General features: G+C 65.8%; 11 protein-coding genes and 1 pseudogene. 9 read left to right on the top strand and 3 right to left on the bottom strand.

From position 1 onward, the window contains the following. Positions 1-279 precede the first annotated feature (279 nt). Positions 280-774, bottom strand: coding sequence for an SMI1/KNR4 family protein (locus tag IE267_RS39060; protein WP_189766542.1), 495 nt, complete (start codon positions 772-774; stop codon positions 280-282). Further along, a complete protein-coding gene (locus tag IE267_RS39065) occupies positions 771-4,778 on the bottom strand; it encodes an HNH/ENDO VII family nuclease (RefSeq protein WP_189766543.1) in 4,008 nt (1,335 codons plus the stop codon). Before IE267_RS39065 ends, IE267_RS39060 begins: the two co-directional genes overlap by 4 nt. Positions 4,779-5,270: 492 nt before the next feature. On the opposite strand from IE267_RS39065, the gene IE267_RS39070 reads away from it, so the two are divergent. From IE267_RS39070 to istA, 4 genes and pseudogenes are all read left to right on the top strand, one after another. Beyond that, positions 5,271-5,792 (top strand): hypothetical protein, encoded by a 522-nt coding sequence (locus IE267_RS39070; RefSeq protein WP_229861682.1) that lies wholly within the window; start codon positions 5,271-5,273, stop codon positions 5,790-5,792. Positions 5,793-5,934: 142 nt separating this feature from the next. Continuing rightward, complete coding sequence (locus IE267_RS39075; RefSeq protein WP_189766544.1) at positions 5,935-7,485, top strand: trypsin-like serine protease; 1,551 nt, start codon at positions 5,935-5,937, stop codon at positions 7,483-7,485. Between the two features lie 159 nt (positions 7,486-7,644). Continuing rightward, complete coding sequence (locus IE267_RS39080) at positions 7,645-9,489, top strand: trypsin-like serine protease (protein ID WP_189766545.1); 1,845 nt, start codon at positions 7,645-7,647, stop codon at positions 9,487-9,489. Between the two features lie 558 nt (positions 9,490-10,047). Continuing rightward, a pseudogene (gene istA, locus IE267_RS40610) lies at positions 10,048-10,857 on the top strand (IS21 family transposase); the annotation flags it as partial. Between the two features lie 663 nt (positions 10,858-11,520). On the opposite strand, the gene IE267_RS39095 reads toward istA, so the two are convergent. Beyond that, the gene (locus tag IE267_RS39095; protein ID WP_189766546.1) at positions 11,521-12,711 is read right to left on the bottom strand and encodes a tyrosine-type recombinase/integrase; all 1,191 of its coding nucleotides are present in this window, start codon (positions 12,709-12,711) and stop codon (positions 11,521-11,523) included. A gap of 1,027 nt (positions 12,712-13,738) precedes the next feature. Here IE267_RS39095 and IE267_RS39100 point away from each other — a divergent pair. The 5 genes from IE267_RS39100 (at position 13,739) to IE267_RS39120 (ending at position 16,893) form a co-directional block, all read left to right on the top strand. Next, positions 13,739-14,530 carry a GVDTG sorting domain-containing protein gene (locus IE267_RS39100; protein ID WP_229861684.1) on the top strand — a complete coding sequence of 264 codons (792 nt, stop codon included), beginning with the start codon at positions 13,739-13,741 and terminating at the stop codon, positions 14,528-14,530. Positions 14,531-14,536: 6 nt separating this feature from the next. Next, the gene (locus IE267_RS39105; protein WP_167161608.1) at positions 14,537-15,256 is read left to right on the top strand and encodes a class F sortase; all 720 of its coding nucleotides are present in this window, start codon (positions 14,537-14,539) and stop codon (positions 15,254-15,256) included. 229 nt (positions 15,257-15,485) lie between these two features. Next, entirely contained in the window at positions 15,486-15,944 is a 459-nt protein-coding gene (locus IE267_RS39110; protein WP_189766547.1) for a hypothetical protein, read from the top strand. 90 nt (positions 15,945-16,034) lie between these two features. Next, positions 16,035-16,454, top strand: coding sequence for a cupredoxin domain-containing protein (locus tag IE267_RS39115; protein ID WP_189766548.1), 420 nt, complete (start codon positions 16,035-16,037; stop codon positions 16,452-16,454). Between the two features lie 31 nt (positions 16,455-16,485). Continuing rightward, positions 16,486-16,893 carry a hypothetical protein gene (locus IE267_RS39120; protein ID WP_229861685.1) on the top strand — a complete coding sequence of 136 codons (408 nt, stop codon included), beginning with the start codon at positions 16,486-16,488 and terminating at the stop codon, positions 16,891-16,893. Positions 16,894-17,462: the final 569 nt, after the last annotated feature.

Below are 17,462 nucleotides of genomic sequence, written 5' to 3' on the forward strand. Positions count from 1 at the left end.
TCCCCACGACCCATACCGCAAGCCTGACCCCAACACCCCACTCACGTCAGGAGATCCGAGAAACATCGCCTAGCTGCTGGTCACTCACCACATGAGATGACGCGCTATCGACCGTAATGGCTTGAGGGGCCCGGCATTAGCTGGGCCCCTCAGTACCTGTCGCCCTCGCCCGCGAATATGGCGCAGAGGATGCTCGTCCCATCCCTCACCAGCGCGTGCGTAGAGCCAGGGGCACTTTCTGCTCTAGCTCCTTGCCCCGCTCACTGCGCGGCCTTGGGTCTAGATGGAGTTCTGGGCTGCTTGCACTTCCCGGCGCCCCACGTCAAGCGCGTAGGTGCCGAAGTCGGCGGCTAGGAACTCCATTGTTCCCCGAGCCTTTGCTCCTGCGTCCCACACCAGGACGGGGTACTCCCCGTCAGGAGACGGTTGCGCCGAGTCGAGGACGACCGTTCCACCCATACCGTCGTGCTGCACCGCGATCAGCGAATGTGGCATGTCCCACTGGCTGCGTGCGTCGAGCGTTTCGTACGACGAGCCCCAGAGCTGGCTGCCGCCGGCTTCGGTTCGGTACACCCCAAAGAATTCGGCTCCTCCGATGTCACATGTTCCGAACTCCTTGAGGAAGAGCAGGTACGAGGGCGGAAACTTCAGACCGAGGGCTTCTTCGGCCTCACTGATCATCTCTGGGGTGCAGTCATCGGCGTGGTGCGCGATGTCCTCATGGGAACGCACCAGGCTGATGAACTCCGAAATCGATTCCACTCCAGTTGTCATCCGCCGAGCTCCTTGAGTCGATTCTTCCAGTATCGCGTCTTCCATGCGGCAAATTCCGGCCGATCGATCCCGCTGGGAATTTTGGTGCCGGACTTCCAGTGCAGCTGATGGTAGTTCTTCTGGTGCATGGTGGCGGTCACCTCGGCGATCGGGCCGTCTTGCGTCTGCAGCATGTGATGCAGGACGATCCACTCGTCGTTCCGAGAGTAGGGGGTGAGGCCTTGGCTCATCAGCTTGCGGTTGCTTCGCTTGTACTTGTCCTTGGGTGACACATAGTCCAGGTCCAGCAGATCGTCCCGCTGGTAGACACGCTGGTCCTCGAAACCTGACCGCTTCCAGAACTTGCAGCCGGAGTTGTGAACCAGGGCAGTGGCTGAGCCAGCCTGGACAAAGTAGGTGTGAATGCCCTGAACGGACAGGTTGAACACGCGTTGTGGCTCGGACCATGCCTGCGTTGCGGTGACCTTGACCCATGTGCCAGATGACGTTCGCAGCAGACTGCCGGGCTGGATGTCCCCGGCGGGGGTCCATGCCTTCTTGTCTTCAAGCCAGAAGGGATGCCCTGTCGTTGCGGTAACGGTGCTGCTTGCGTCACCGTTGTTGCCGTCCGTGTCCATGGTGAGCCTGACCAGCGGCTTGATCCCGCTTCCGGTAATCAGGTCATCAACTGCTCTAGCTCCGGACTCACCAGTTGCCGGGTCGGTCGCCAGTACCTGCTCGCCGACCCTGACGCTTTCGATAGGCCTCGTAGAGCCGTCAGCCATCACCACGCGGGTGCCCGGAATGAAGCTGTTGGTCTTGCATGCTGTGGCCATAGCGTCATCGAGTCGCTTAGCCGTGGCGCCCTTTCCGCCACCGAAGAGCTTCTTGGTGTACTTCCAGAGCTTGCTGCCGCCCTTGGCGGTCTTGGCGCCATTGACGACACCGGCGCCGGGGATGATGCCGACACAGGAAGTGGCTGCGTCAACGACAGCTTTCTCTGCCCCGTACCACACACAGTTGCCTGCGTTAGCGGCGCTGCTCAGGATCGGGATGTCGCTGCTGCCTGCCGCATCAAGCGCAAGGTGCCCGGCGTCTTTCCAGAACTGCCCCCAGTCGAAGTCCTCGTCCTCGGCTGCTTCGGCGATGGCCTCTACCATCTTCTGGAACTCAGCTGCTGCCTGCTGCTGCTCCGCGTTCTCACGCTGGGCCTTGGCCTCAGCGTCCTTCTTGGCTGCGACCTCCTTCAGTGCGTCAACGGACGCCTGCTTTGCGGCTTCCTTGTCTTTGCCGGCCTGGTCGGCATCGGCCTGGGCTTGGTTGGCCGCGGCCCACGCCTCAGCGGCACTCGACTGGGCCCATGCGGCTGAGTTTTCGGCGCGTGCAGCGGAGGCGGACGCCTCACGGGCCGCAGTGTGAGCTTCAGCCTCGGCCTGACTCGCACGCTTAGCGGAGGCCGCGGCGTTCTTCGCCGAGACTTCTGCAGCTGCTGCAGACTTCTTGGCCTCCTCCGCGAATTCGTCTGCCTTTCTGGCCGACTCCAGAGCTTGCTTCTTGTACCGCTCAGCGTCTGCTGCTGCCTTGTCGGCTCGGGCGGCGGATTCGGCTGCTCTGTTTGCCTGCTCCTGGGCTGTAGCCGCAGTGCCTGCTGTTTCGGCGATCAGGCTCTTGACCTGTGCGTTGTGGGTAGCAGCGAGGTTGTCTTTTCGCTGGGCCATGTACTGGCCGGTTCGGACGAACTCGGACAGAAGTTGAGGCGGACCCTCCAGCGCGATGCGTGCGGCCGCTTTGACCTCCGGGCCGCCCTTGCTGAGGAGCTGGGTTGTGGTTACCTGTTCGTCTGCGGCGCGGGAGGCGTACTGGCCTACGGCCAGGAACTGGGAGAGCGCCTGAGCGGAGCCGTCATCCAAAGCTGCCTGTGCGGCACCCTTGACGTTGGTACCGCCAGTGCTCAGGATCTGTGTGGTTTTAAGCCGATAGCTGCCCAGTGCGGCCTGGTGCTGTCCCGTGTTCAGGAAGGCATCGATAGCGTTGGCGCCACCCGTGAGGGCCTTTTCAGCGCCCTGCTTGACGGGCGGAGCGATCCCCTCTTCGGCCAGTCGCTCCACCCGCGCGCGGTTGTCCAGTTCGATGGCCATCTTCCAGCCGGACTGTATGTACTCTCGGACGCCCTTGTCCGGACTGGCCAAGGCAACGGCCGCGGCCGTCTGGCTCCACGGGCCACCCTTCTGTTTGAGTACCAGTAGAGCGAGTTGGCGGCCCTTGGACGCGATCAGTTCGTCTGAGATGTTCGGCTGTGCGGCGTCCTGTGCGAGCGCAGCGGTTCTCGAGTCGAGCTCCTTGTCGGCGTTAGCCCTTCGGTTCTCCTCGGCTCTGCGCTCGTCATCCTCGGCCTTGAGATCTCTAGCCCTCTCGACGGCCTGGGTTGTGCGGGCGCTGAGGTCTGCCTCCTCGCTCTTTACCGCGAGCTCATGAGTCTTAGCCGCCGAGCTCGCCGAGCTCGCCGCTACATCGGCAGCATCTTGGGCGGCCTTCGAATGTCCCTTAGCGTCGCTGGCTGCGCTGCTCGACTGTCCCGCATAGTCGGCTGCTCTGTCCGCCGCATCTGCCGCACTGCGAGCATGCGAGGCCGCCGAGCGGGCCCAGATGCGCGCATCCTTAGCTGCCTCAGCAGACTGGCGGGCGAGAGCGGCAGCCGCACGAGCGGCCCGAGTTGCCTCGCTAGCAAAACGCTTGGCACGGCCAGCGGCTGACTTCGCGTCCTCTGCATGTGCACCCGCTGCCGCTGCGAGACTGCTCGCCTGTCCTGCGGCACCCGCTGCGGCCTCCGCGTTAACCCCTGCCGCTGCCGCAGCGTCCGCTGCCTTGGCAGCTTCGTTAGATGCGGTGGCGGCTTGTCCTGCCGCCGCATCAGAATCGTCGGCTGCCTTGGCCGCGTCCCGCGCTTGCTGGGCGGCCTTGCGGGCATTCGCTGCCTGGCCGGAGTCGGCAGCAGCGCCGGCGGCTGCGGTGCGGGCGCGAGACGCGGCCCTGGCTGCACCCGAGGCTGCCGCCGCCGCGGCGGACGCTGCATTCGCTGCTACCTGAGCGGACTGGCTGGCCTTGCGGGCTGCTGTGATTGCCTGCTGTGCCGCTTGTGCCGCACCGCTGGCTGCCTCGGCTGCCGCCGAGGCGGCTGCTGCCGCCCTTTCGGCGCTCTTGCCCGCCTTTTTTGTCTCTTCGGCTGCTTCTTCGGCAGCACCCTTTGCGAGATTGGACGCGGTTATTGCCCGTGCCGAGGCCTCTTTGGCCTCGTCGGTTGCTTTCTTCGCCTGGGCGCCGGCCTCCCGTGCCTGCTGCGCGAGTTGCTCGACGGTTGCCCGTTCCTGGTCTCGGGCCCGAGCGACGTACTGGCCCACGGCGATGAATTCGCGGCGATCCGCCGCTGATCCATCGAGGGCGAGCTGAGCTGCTTGCTTGACGGCAGCACCGCCCGTGCTGAGGATCTGCGTGGTTAGCAGGCTGTCATCGGCCTCTTGCGCGCGATTCTGTGTGGTGCGCAGGAACTCGCGTACATCGTCAATCGTCCCATCAAGCGCCTTTTGAGCGGCCCCCCTTACCATAGGGCCACCGGTGCTCAGGAGTTGTGTGGCCTGAAGCCGCTGGTCTGCCTCAAGAGGCTTCTCCCAGCCGTCCTTGAGGAACTGTTGCAGTTTCTCTGGCGCACCGTCGTACGCCGCTGTGGCCGCTCCGCGCACATTCGGTCCGCTGAGCGAGATCATCTGTATGGTCTCAAGCTTGGCGTCCGTGTGCTGGCCAACGGCTCTGGTGGTGTCCAGGAATCGCTTGACGTCGGCGTCGCTTCCCAAAAGGGCCGCTTCTGCTGCGGCCCGGACCCCGCCCCCTCCTTCCTTCCAGAACTCCACGACCCGGCCACGATCTGTTGCCGGGATCGGGTTGATGTCCTCGCTGTACGCGGCCCCGTCTTCTGGCAGTTCGGCCGCGAAGGCCGGACTCGTGCCGACCAGACCGATGGCCAACGCCATCGACAAAGCCCCAGCGCAGACAACACGTGTGCGCTGTGGTAGCCGCTTCCCCTTGCTTCTCACTAGGCGGTTCTCTCTAGCTCGTTCAGTGATTGCCGAAGATCCGGCGCCGAGATCATAGCCATCCACTCATCTCCTGGGACTGTCCGTCGGAGATGCCACCGCAGGGGATCTTCAAGGAAGTGTCTGTGTTATGGACCTGGTAAAGCATGAGTGATGAGGGGGTGAGTTGAGCGAGGGTCACCGATGAGGCTAGAGCTTCCAACTTCCGCACTGCGCAGGCGACTTGAAGACATTAACGAGTGCCTCCACCATGAAAGAATCTTGAGTCTCATCTGCAATGAGTGCACAAAGGTAACGAATCACTATCGGATTGCAGGTCGGTGCAGCCTGATGCCGGTGACGCTCCCTCAACTGCAGAGTGATAGTTTCACCACCGCTTCGTTGAGAAGCTCCCACCTGTCCGCTCGAATCTGCACTCGGAAGAGACCCATGGCGATATCCCATGCTCGGAAGCTGTTCCTCCCCTCGGCTCTGGCCCTCATTTCGACAGCCGCAATCGTTGGCGCCGTCACCGTCGCACAAGCCGCTCCGGCGGAGCCTCAGAAGGGCGCGGTAGCCGCCGAACCGCCCTCGGCCGTGGAGAACTTCGACTATCCCAACGCGGATGCCATCCTGACGGAGCGCGGGCTGAAGCTGAACAGGGGAGACGGCGGCATCATGCTGGCGGACTGCACAGCGGGATCCTGGGATATCAGGATCAGCGCCATCAAGGATTGGGTGGCATCCGAGATCTGCTTCACGACCCTCGCAAAGACGGGGTACCTCTCCCTGGAAGTGCCGGGAACCTTCAACGTCAAGGCGCTTGGTCACCCCGTTCGCGCCACTCTCACCTCAGAGGGCAGGACGAAGGTCGTTGACTCACCTAAGGACGTCGTAACGCCAGTAGGTACGGGAGACATCCCGGGCGGAGCCAAGGAGGCAACGCTGGTCGAACTTCGAGTCAGTGACTGATTTTGATTCGGCACTCCTCGGTGTTGCCGCCAGATCGGATCGGTGTGCACTGCGGTTGCTTCCGATGGCAGGGCCCGAGCGCGTCCTCCGCGTTCGCGACCTGCCGTTCGCCGTTCTCCAGAAAATAAGGAACAGAAAAACTATGTCCCGAACGCGCTCACGTCGTGAGTGGGTCATCGGCTTGCTCGTGCTAGCCACAGGAGCAGGTCTTGTCTCCGCACCCTCCGCCAGCGCCTTGGCAGGCAGTGATGCGAAGGATGGCGATTACGGGTTCGCCGCTAAGGTCAACATCGCTGATCAGCAAGCCTGTTCAGGTGCTCTCGTAGATGCGCAGTGGGTCCTCACCGCGGCTACCTGTTCCAAGAGGGACGGGCAGGCTGCCAAGGCAGGAAAGCCGGCGGTGAAAACGACTGTGGTAGTGGGCCGGACCGACCTCAGCCATAGCGCAGGCTCCGTCCTGGACGCCGTGCAGGTGGTCCCGCATCCCGACCGTGACATAGCGATGGTCAAGCTGGCCAAGCCTGTCACTGGTGTTACCCCAGTCAAGGTCGCAGCCGCCGCCCCCACCGCATCGGACAAGCTGACTGCAGTCGGTTTCGGACGGACCAAGACGGAGTGGGTGCCAAAGAGACTGCATCGCTCCACCTTCACCGTCGCCTCAGTTGGCGACAGATCGGTCGCCCTGAACGGATCCTCCAAGGCAGTGATCTGTCAGGGCGACGCAGGCGGCCCCGCGCTGCGCGACAACAACGGCACTCCCGAACTCGTCGCCGTCAACTCCCTCTCCTGGCAGGGTGGTTGTCTCGGCACTGCCCCCGCTGAGACCCGCACCGGCGCCGTCAGCGCCCGTCTCGACAACGTCAACGGCTGGGTGCAGCAGATTCGCCTTGCAACGATCGTCCCTGACGTCACGTCTCTGATGACGAGCGGCGACTTTAACGGCGACGGCATCACCGACGTTGCCGCCACCCTCAAGGACGGCAACCTGCACGCCTTCTACGGGCGCAAGGACGGCAGTTTCGAGTACGGCCGTCCTCTGTGGAACACCGACGGCACCTGGGGCAAGGCCATCACCAAGATGGTCGGCGGCGACTTCAACGGCGACGGCATCGCCGACATCGCCGCCGTGTGGGCCAACGGCCCCCTGCACCTGTATCTCGGCACTGCCAATGGTCCTCTCAATTTCAGCAAGCCCATGTGGCTCGATGAAACGACCAACTGGAACCCGATGCTGCAGCTCACGCGTTTCAAGTCGGACGCCTCCGGCCGCGACGGCCTGCTCGCCGTCTGGAATGCCGGACCCAAGGGCGCCCTGTACGCCTACACCGCGGGTCCCGACGGCAAGCTCACCGGTCAGAAGCGCAACATGTGGCGCGACAATACCTGGCAGTACACGCAGAAGGTCGTGGCCGGCGACTTCAACAACGACGGCCTCGACGACGTCGTCGCCCTCACCGACACCGGCGCCCTCGTCCGCTACGGCACCGCACACGGCGGCCTCGAGAACGGTGTCTCCATGTGGCCGGACAACGGCTGGAAGGACATGCCCGTCGTTCTGGCCGGTGACTTCGACGGCGACGGCAACACCGACATGGGCGGCCTCTGGAACAACCAGCAGCGCTTCAACTTCTACAAGGGCAACGGCAAGGGCGCCATCGCCACCGGCAGGAACGCCTGGCCCGCCACCCCCTGAGCTCCGCCCGTGATCCACTCCGGAGCGGGCCCGCTCCCCCACGACGAGAGGGCTCCACCTGAGCCACCGCCCCACGCGACCGATGCGCAAGGGATGAGGTTGCCGCGTCGGCCACGTGCGGCTCTCGTCAGCCCACAGTGTTAAGAGAAAAGACTCACCATGCTCGGAAAGAGTTCGCGCACGGCGTGGACGCCCACCCTGCTCGCCACCGCCGTAGGAGCGGGGCTCCTGACCGCCGCCCCCGCCACCGCGCTCGCCGGCAGCGACGCCGGTTATGCCTTCACCGCCAAACTCAGCATTGGAGACGTGGCAGCCTGCACAGGCACGCTGGTGGACCCCCAGTGGGTCCTCACCGCGGCCAATTGCTTCGCCGTTGACGGCAAGGCCGCCTCGGCAGGCAAGCCCGCTGTCAAGACCACTGTCACCGTGGGACGCACCGATCTCTCGCAGACGGGTGGAAGCGTGCGGGAAGGCGTTGAGCTGGTACCGCGGACGGATCGCGACGTCGTCATGGTCAAGCTGGCCCGGCCGATTGTCGGCGTGAAGCCGGCCAGGATCGCCTCTTCCGCCCCCGCGTCGGGCGAGGAGCTGGTCGCGGCCGGATTCGGCCGCACCAAGACGGAATGGGTGCCGGACAAGCTGCACTCGGGCGCGTTTCCGGTCGCTTCCGTCGACACTCGGACCATGGGTCTGAATGGTTCGGACAAGGCTGCCATCTGTCAGGGTGACGCGGGTGGTCCCGCGCTGCGTGGCAGCGGCGACCGGGCCGAACTGGTCGGGATCGTCTCCCGTTCGTGGCAGGGAGGTTGCATGGGCACGGACGCGTCGGAGACCCGTACCGGTGCCGTGGCAGCCCGGGCCGATGACTTGAACCCGTGGATCCAGCAAGTCCGCGCGCTGCCGAAGACGGCCAAGTTCACTTCGGGCGACTTCAACGGCGACGGCAAGGACGACATAGCCGCCCTGTACCACTACGGCGAGGTCGAAGGCCGGGGCCGTGTCGCGCTGTGGGTGTTCATCAGCGACGGCAAGACTCTGACTGCTCCGCGTACATGGTGGGACAGCCAGGATGGTGCCTGGAATTGGAACGCCGTCCAGCTGACGTCCGGCGACTACAACGGCGACGGCAAGGCCGACGTCGGCGTTCTGTACAACTACGGACAGACCGGTGACGGACGCAACCAGACCGGCCTGTGGACCTTCACCAGCACCGGCAGCGGCTTCAAGGACCCGGCCAAGGTATGGGACAGCGGCAGCGGCAGCTGGAACTGGAACCGCAGCAAGCTGACGTCCGGCGACTACAACGGCGACGGCAAGGCGGACATCGGCGTCCTGTACAACTACGGACAGACCGGTGACGGACGCAACCAGACCGGCCTGTTCAGCTTCGCAGGCACCGGCAGCGGCTTCAAGGACCCGGCCAAGGTGTGGGACAGCGGCAGCGGCAGCTGGAACTGGGACCGCAGCAAGGTCACCTCGGCCGACTTCAACGGCGACGGCAAGCTCGACGTCGCGGTCCTGTACAACGACGGGCAGGACAGCAACGGACGCAACCAGACCGGACTGTGGTTCGCCGGCGGCGCCACTGGCCTGAGCGCCCCCAAGAAGGTGTGGGACAGCGGCAACGACAGCTGGAACTGGAACGCCAGCAAGTTGACCGCCGGCGACTACAACGGCGACGGCCAGGCGGACATCGGCGTCCTGTACAACTACGGACAGACCGGTGACGGACGCAGCCAGACCGGCCTGTGGACCATGAACGGCACCACCAACGGTGTCAGCGCACCACACAAGGTGTGGGACAGCGGCAGCGGCAGCTGGAACTGGGACTGGAGCGACGTGGTCTCCGGAGACTTCGACGGAGACGGCAGGACGGACCTCGCCGCCTGGTACACCTACGGCCCCGGCCCCGACGGCCGTGACCGCTCGCGTCTGTTCACCTTCACCAGCACGGGTACCGGTATGGCCGCCCCCGTCGTCCAGTGGGCCAGCTCCCTCGGCTAGCTAGGCCGCGGCGGAGACAAGGGCACTCCGCCCGCCCTTCTGTACCCACCAGCGCCCGGTGGGCCTGCTGAGCGGCGGGCACGGCCGGCCGAGCGAAGCGCTCGGCGCCGAGGCCAGCCATACGGAGATGGCCCCACCCACTCTCGGTGGCCCATCCACAGGCTCCCTCTGACCGGACACCGGCCTGGGGCGCGGGCCGAACCGCCCGCGCCCCAGAACCGCGATTCACACGCTCAGGCAGGGCGCAGCCACGTACTCCGCTTCCCTATTCGGGGGAGCGATCGGCTCACCCGTCTGGACATCCGTGCAGTGCGCGAGGTCTCGGCGGCGCTGAGCGGCTTCGCTAGAACTCCACCAGCATCCACCCTCACACCTGGTTACGGGCCTCCCGCCTGTTCATGAGTCGGGTGAGTGGCTTTATACGTGAGTCGTGAGAGCACCTGTCGCTGAGCGGCGAGAGCACCCTGTGCCACGGGAGAGTGATGTCGCCGAGTTTCGAGAACACCCAGGTGCTTGCTTCGGGACCATGGTTGTGCTCTGCACGACGAGGGGGCCCGGGTGCTGCCGAAGTCCAAGGTCGATCTGTACGCGGCGATCCGCCGTGACTCGCGTACCGGACTGTCGAACCGCGCTCTCATGCGGTCGTACGGCGTCGGCTTCCTGACGGTGAAGAAGGCCCTGGAGTCGGCGTGGCCCGAGCCCCGCAAGAAGCTGGCACCCAGGGCGACGCGGCTCGATCCGTTCAAGCCGCTGATCGACCAGATGCTGCGGGCAGACCTGGACGCCCCGCGCAAACAGCGGCACACGGTGAAGCGGATCTTCGACCGGCTGGTGGACGAGCACGGCGCCGACGAGGTCTCGTACCAGATGGTCCGCGCCTACGTGGCCGAGCGCCGCGGGGAGATCCGTTTGCAGGCGGGCCGCGGGGTGGTGGTCGCGTTCGTCCCGCAGACCCACAAGCCCGGCGCGGAGGCGGAGGTCGACTTCGGCGACGTGACGGTGCGTCTGGCCGGCGAGTTGGTGACCTGTTACCTGTTCGCGTTCCGGCTGTCCTACTCGGGCAAGGCGGTGCACCGGATCTTCGCCTCGTGTGGGCAGGAGGCGTTCTTCGAGGGCCACGTCCACGCTCTCAACACGCTGGGCGGGGTGCCGACCGGGAGGGTCCGCTACGACAACCTTAGGGCCGCCGTTGCCCGGGTGTTGGGCTTCTCCCGCCAGCGTGTGGAGGCTGAGCGGTGGACCGCGTTCCGCTCGCACTACGGCCTGGATGCCCTCTACTGCCAGCCCGGCATCGGCGGCGCCCACGAGAAGGGCGGCGTCGAGGGCGAGATCGGCTGGTTCCGCCGCAACCACCTCGTCCCCGTCCCTTCTCTGAACTTGCAGGTTGGGGCCCCTCGATCGCCTTCAGGACCTCGATCAAGGTTGAGACCTGGCAGTAGCGTCATGCTGGTGAATCTCAACCTCTTCAACGATGTGCCCGATGGCCTGACTCAACGAGCTCGATCGTTCGTCCGCGCGCACGGCGTCAAGGTCGACGTCGGGACCGTGGAGGAACACAGACAGTGGTGGCTTGAGAGAGACATCCCCGCGACGGTCATCGACCGGATGGCGGCCTTTCAAGAGCGATGGGGCGGCCTGGTCCTGCCACCTGCATCCCAGTACGACGGCGGCCCGAGATACTTCGCAGCGGATTCTCCCGAAGGCTCCGCGTCCGAAGGGTGGTGGTTCGAAGCAGGTATGCAGCGGACAGCGGTTCCCTACTCATTCATGATCGGGCCATCTGGTGAGTTTGGTATTCACGCTGGTCAGTGGTCGCCCCTCCATGCCACCGTCGAGGGCTGGGTCGAGTCGCTCGCACTGACCCACCACGCCTCCATGTGGGCAAAGAAGATCGTCAAGGTCACTGGCAACGAGGTCGACGGCATTGTGCTGGATGAGTTCGAGCCAGTGCACGAAGTGCTGGGGATGACCGACACCTGGTGGCGAGGAGCCGACTCACTAGTGGCGATCTATTCAGGGGAGGCTGAGGCACTATCTTTCCCGCGTGGTCGCACTGCGTTGATCTACTCCGGTCTGGATGAGTGGGGCCTGCGAGCAGGCGTCAAGGACGGTGGCAGCCGAGAAGGCTAGGAGCCCGTGACTACCCCCCTGATTTCGGGTGCTGTGACGTCCCGCGACGTCGGGGAAGGTCGGCATGCCGAGGTGGATGGCGGCGGCGCGGTGGGTGATGAGGTTGTCGAGCTGGGCGAGTTTGGCATTGGCCGCGGCGAGGCTGACCTTGAGCCCTTCGGCCTCGCCGACCCAGCCCTCGCGTTCGGCCTCCGCGATCCGGTCGATGAGGTTGTCGCGGATGTCCACCAGTCGCGGCCGCTGGGCCGGGGCGGCCCGCAGAAGTGGGCATCGGATGCAGCTGTGCTCATGAATGCAGCTGGTGCCGTAGGCTCGGCCGCAGTCGCCGAGAGCGACCTTGCGGTGTTCGAAGTGGCCGAGGAACTCCTCCCACTCCTCCTCGGTGGGGCTGCGGTATTCCTCGCTGGGCCGCAGGTCCCGGCGGCGGGCGATGAACGCCCGGTGTCCGTTGATGACTTCCTCGGGATAGACCGCCTTGTATCCCATGGTCGTGTTTATGTCGCGATGTCCGAGGATCAGCTGGGCGATGTGAGGCGGCATGCCGTTCATGACGGCGTCGGTCGTGAAGATCCTCCGGAAGTCGTGCGGAGCGAAGTGCAGCGGCTGGCCGGTCGCTTCGGTGAATTCGGTGGCGGCGAGCGCGTCCTGGAGGAGGGTGCGGATGCCGTCGATGGGGATCGGCCGGTCCTCGAGTCCGATCTTGCGCTGGAACAGCAGCGGCATGGACGGGTTCCAGACTTTCTCGTGGTGGTCGTAGGCGATCACGAGCGGGACGCCGCCGTCGTCGGCGCGGACGCGGCAGATGATCGCCGAGAGCACGTCGGCGAGTTCCGGGGAGACGACCAGGAGCCGTTCTTCGTCGGTCTTGGACGGGGCGATCTGCAACAGCGGGACGAGCTCGCCCGTGCTCGGCAGCCGGTATTGGACCAGGCTGTGGTGCGAGATCTCGCTCAGTTCCTCGATCCGGATGCCGGTCATGCGCAACACTTCGACTGCGGCCCAGCCCCAGAAGGAGTTGCTCTCCTCCCTCGCCAGGTTCCGGCGCCGGCCGGATGCGGGTTCTTCGGCCCAAAGGTGAGGCGAATGCCGCAACTCCTCGCCATGTGCCGGACCGTGCGCGACGAGCTGAAGCCCGGGGCATGTTCATAGCCCCGACGCTGAACCCCGACTACGCCACCCAAGGACCGAGAGAGCCCTACAGCGACGACTACTACGCCCCCTACGGTTTCACCCTGACGACCGCACAAAACGCCACCGAAGGCGCTCCCGTCACCCTGACCATGCAATTCCCCGAAAAGGGACACTGCGGGGCAGATTCCCCGGGCGGCTTCCCATATGTCCGTCGAGGCCGTCTGGTGGTCGGAACAGACGTATGCCGACGCGCTTCGCGAGGCCGGCTTCACCCACCTGACCTGGCACACCATGCACGTCTCCCCAGAGGGAGTCCGTGCCCATGGCCGGCCGTATTGGCAGCGCTACCTGACCCGCCCGCACGCCATAGTCCTCGTAGCCACATGACCAGTCACAGGGTCGACTTCACCGTCTCCTCGGACGCCGACCTGTCGGTCGCGGACACCGGTGAGGCCATCATGCTGGGGGTGTCGCCGTTCAACGGTTTCTACCGGCCGCGACCGTCGAGATACTCGTGGCCTGGGCAGCCGAGCGCTTCCAGCATATGTATGTCCTGCTCGCGGGCCCGGAGGCGGCCCAACTGCCTTACGGAGCGAATTCGGCCCCCGGGCGCTGACTCGCGTCTGCGGGACAGGTCGAGGCGGCCCCGCGGCACTCCGGCCACACGCGCGAATAGCCCTCGCCCTTCGACTGCATGGAACAGGGAGCGACCACTCCTTGACCATCAGCGAGACTCTGAACCTTCGTACGCCGTGGGAACTTCCGCCACCAACGTCATCGGCCACCCGACGCCCGAACCAATCCGGCGCGCCCTCGGCTCCGAATCCATCATCAGAAGCCCGATTCGAAGCGCCCCGGACCCGGCGCCCGGCTTCTCATCGTCACTGCCCCAGGTAGGCGGCGCATCCTGCCCTGACACGGGCCGGGCCCCGCCCCTGGAGGAGTCATCGCACGTCCGAGCACCGCCACGCAGTTGGAGGAGAGCACGATGACGAAGAGGACAACGGCCAGGGTCCTGGCCATGACGGCCCCGGTGGCGCTTCTGGCGCTTCCGCTGGCCTTCGCCGGCTCGCCGGCGAGCGCCCAGTCGAGCGACAGCACGACCTACATGGCGACGCTCAAGCCGCTCAACCACGCAACGGGTTCAGGGATGTTGATGCTTCAGCTGACCGGTTCCAAGGCCGTGATCACCCAGGACGTGAAGGGCCTTGCCGGGACGTTCATGAAGGCACCGTTCCCGCACGTACAGCACATCCACATCAACGGGATGGGCATGTGTCCCGACACCTCGGCGGACAAGAACGGCGACGGCGTCGTCAGTACGACCGAGGGCGGCCCGGCCTACGGTGCGATCGGCACCACGCTGGGCAAGACCGGCGACACCAGTCCGGCGGCCGGCACGGACATCAAGATCGCACCGTCCGGGTCCGAGTTCCACTACTCGCGGACCATCACCCTGGACGCGGCGACCGTGGCCTCGATCAAGGACGGCAAGGCCGTCATCGTGGTTCACGGCATCGACCCCACGACACTGAGTGCCAAGGCCCAGGCGGAGCCCAGCGACCTCGTGCCGTCGCTGCCGCTGGCCGCGACCTCCCCGGCGCTGTGCGGCCCGCTGGCCACCTCCCAGATGGCCATGGTTCCCGGCGGTGGTGTGAACACCGGCGGTGGCGGGACGTCGGGCACGCAGAACTCCTGGCTGTACGTGACCGGCGCGGGCCTGACCGCAGCCGCCGGTGGCGCGATGGTTCTGCGCCGACGGACCACCATCGAGAAGTAGACCGTCATGGTCTGGTTGACGCGCCTCTTCGGTAGCGGCCGCCGACGCCTGCTGGCGTCGGCGGCCACCGTCCTCCTATTGGCAGCAGGAGGGACGGTGGCCGTCGGGATCTCCAGTCAGCATCACGCGCCCCAGCCTCCGGCCTCGGCCGGACTGCACACTCCCTATCTGGCCACCGCGACAGGGGCCGGCACCCCGGCCCCTGTCGGCGGCCCCTCCACGATTTCCTTGGCGCCCAAGCCGCCTTCACCGACCGCCGCGGCGGTGACTCCCACCGCGATCACCATCCCGGCGATCGGCGTGCACCACACGCTGCTGAGCCTGGGACAGAACTCCGACGGCACCCTGGAAGTCCCACCGATGTCCGATGTCGCAGCGCCGGGCTGGTACCGGAACTCACCGGTCCCCGGCCAGGTGGGGCCGGCCGTCGTCCTCGGTCACATCGACGGAACCACCGGAGCGAAGGGTGTCTTCTACGCCCTGGGCGCGCTGCGTCCCGGCGACACCGTCGATGTCACCCGCGACGACGGCACCGTGGCGGTGTTCAGGATCGACGGCGTCAACACCTACGCCAAGGACGCCTTCCCCACCCTGACCGTCTACGGCAACACGACCAACTCCCAGCTCCGCCTGATCACTTGCGGGGGCCGCTTCGACCGGACCACCCGGCACTACCTGGACAACACGGTCGCGTACGCCACCCTCACCAGCACCCACCCGTCCTGACCAATCAGCACGAGGAGGGACGATGAACAGTCATCAGCAGGCCAACAGTGCAGCCGGACCAGGTGGTGGCCGGCCCAGGAGCCGTCTAATCGCGCTCGCCGCCGCGGCGGCAGTCGTGGCGCTCGCGGGCGGATGCGCCGCGGGGGGTGCTGGCACCCCTGCCGCATCCACACACGCGACCGCACCCACGCCTGTGACCGTGGAACCGGGCACGCCCATGAAGCCGGACATGAAGATGCCCGGTACGAGGCAGGCCGACGCACCTTCGGCATCCGCCGTGATGGTGTGCGGACCAGAGATACGCGGGGACGTCACAAAGATCCTGGCACCCGCACACCCGCCGACCACGACCACCACATGGACCGACCACCTCTACACCTGCACCTACCACCTGCCCGGCGGCAAACTCGTCCTGTCGGTGAAGGAATCACCGAACACCGCCTCCGCGAACGCCTACTTCGACTCCGTCCGCAAGGAGTTGGGCACCACCACACAGCTGACCGCCGCCCAGGGCCTGGGCAACCCCGGGTACGAGTCGCCGGGCGGCACCGTCGTCATCCTCAAGGACGGCAAAACCCTTCGAGTCGACGCCACCGGGATGCCTACCGCCTCCGGGCCCCACAAGCTCTCCCGGGCCGAACTCGCCTACGAGGTCGCCAGCGACATCCTCGGCTGCTGGAGCGAATAAGCGAATAGCCGTCGAGGCCGACAGCCAGAAGCAAGGCAGGCACCTTACATTCCGCAGTAATCGCGCTACCGCATCAGACAAGGACAGGGCATGTCCAGATTCCCGACTCGCATCGTGCTTTCGGCGACCGTGGTGCTGCTGGCCGCGGCAGGCTGCTCCTCGACGGCAACTCCGTCCGCGCCGGCCGCACCCACAGCGTCGACGGCGCAGAGCGCCCCCAGCAGCAAGGCCCCGTCACCTTCAGCACCCACAGTCACGGCAGCACAGATCACGATCAACAACTTCGCTTTCAGCCCGGCGAAACTGACTGTGAACCCCGGGGAGACCGTCACCGTGGTCAACCACGACTCCGCGACGCACACCGTCACCGCGAGCGCCGGCAGCGCCTTCGACACCGGCCCCATCAACCCGGGCAAGTCGGCGACGTTCAAGGCTCCCGCCACCACCGGCACCTTCCCCTACGTCTGCTCCATCCACGCGTCCATGCACGGCACACTGACGGTCGGGTAGGTAGCCCTCGATGGCCAGAATTCCCTTTGTCATGCGTGGTGCAGCAGCTGCGGGTCTCGCGGTGGACGCCTACGTCCACCTGGAGCTGGCCAACCGCTACTCGCCGATCGCCTCGTCGATCCTCAGTGAAGGCGCCCTGTTCCGCATCGAGGGCGCCGCCGCCATCTTCGCGGCACTGCTCGTGGTGTTCTGGCGCCACCGGGCCGGAGACGCCTTCGCCTGGCTGACCGCCGCAGCCGGACTCGCAGCGATCCTGTTTTACCGCTACATCGACCCCGGAAGTCTCGGCCCGCTGCCAGATATGTACGAGCCGATCTGGTTCACCAGTAAAGTCTGGGCCCTGATCGGCCAGGCCATTGCGATCACGGCGCTGACTGCGCTGATCGCGGCGCGGCGCCGAACTCACAGCGGGCAGTGGCTCGGACCGGCTGACGGCTGACGGCCTGCGCAGCGAGAAGGCCGAAGCAGTACGGCTGCGGTCTCACACAGGCTGTGTTGCTTCGAAACCGCCTTTCAACACACCGACATGACGCCGCCAGCCGGTAGTGCCGGTAGAAAGGCACTCGCGAGCTACCACGGCCGATGAGCGCAGAAGGGCGGTCATGCAGGAGAACGTTCCGGCCTCCGCTCCTGGGGGCGACGGCGCACCGAATTCATCAGCCGGATTGGCTGCCTCGCTCGTGACGCAGGTGAGCGCGCTCTGTCGCTCACTGGAGGAGCTGGCGCCGGCAGAGCGCCTGGCAGCCATGGCGGGGGTGCAAGCTGCCCTCGCCGCCGTGCCCATGCCCCAGCCGGATTCTGTCGGAAACGGCTCATCTCTCCCCGCTGGAAGGCGGGGTTCAGTCGGAAGATCGGCTGCGTCTCTTCCTGAAGGTGGCCACCACGGTCCAGCGCCGTGCGACTCGCGCCGGGCAGCCAGCAGGCGCTCGGGACGGGCGTTAGGCGCTGTTTCTCGGATCTCCTGACGTGAGTGGGGTGTTGGGGTCAGGCTTGCGGTATGGGTCGTGG

The organism is Streptomyces xanthochromogenes, assembly GCF_014650455.1.
In the GTDB taxonomy this organism is placed as follows: Bacteria; Actinomycetota; Actinomycetes; order Streptomycetales; family Streptomycetaceae; genus Streptomyces; species Streptomyces xanthochromogenes.

Bases quoted from the DNA above. Each gene is read 5' to 3' on its own strand.
- IE267_RS39110 (WP_189766547.1), top strand. From the start codon at position 15,486: ATGAAGATGCCCGGTACGAGGCAGGCCGACGCACCTTCGGCATCCGCC.
- IE267_RS39070 (WP_229861682.1), top strand. From the start codon at position 5,271: ATGGCGATATCCCATGCTCGGAAGCTGTTCCTCCCCTCGGCTCTGGCC.
- IE267_RS39060 (WP_189766542.1), bottom strand. From the start codon at position 774: ATGACAACTGGAGTGGAATCGATTTCGGAGTTCATCAGCCTGGTGCGT.
- IE267_RS39120 (WP_229861685.1), top strand. From the start codon at position 16,486: ATGCGTGGTGCAGCAGCTGCGGGTCTCGCGGTGGACGCCTACGTCCAC.
- IE267_RS39105 (WP_167161608.1), top strand. From the start codon at position 14,537: ATGGTCTGGTTGACGCGCCTCTTCGGTAGCGGCCGCCGACGCCTGCTG.
- IE267_RS39115 (WP_189766548.1), top strand. From the start codon at position 16,035: ATGTCCAGATTCCCGACTCGCATCGTGCTTTCGGCGACCGTGGTGCTG.
- IE267_RS39080 (WP_189766545.1), top strand. From the start codon at position 7,645: ATGCTCGGAAAGAGTTCGCGCACGGCGTGGACGCCCACCCTGCTCGCC.
- IE267_RS39065 (WP_189766543.1), bottom strand. From the start codon at position 4,778: ATGGCGTTGGCCATCGGTCTGGTCGGCACGAGTCCGGCCTTCGCGGCC.
- IE267_RS39075 (WP_189766544.1), top strand. From the start codon at position 5,935: ATGTCCCGAACGCGCTCACGTCGTGAGTGGGTCATCGGCTTGCTCGTG.
- IE267_RS39100 (WP_229861684.1), top strand. From the start codon at position 13,739: ATGACGAAGAGGACAACGGCCAGGGTCCTGGCCATGACGGCCCCGGTG.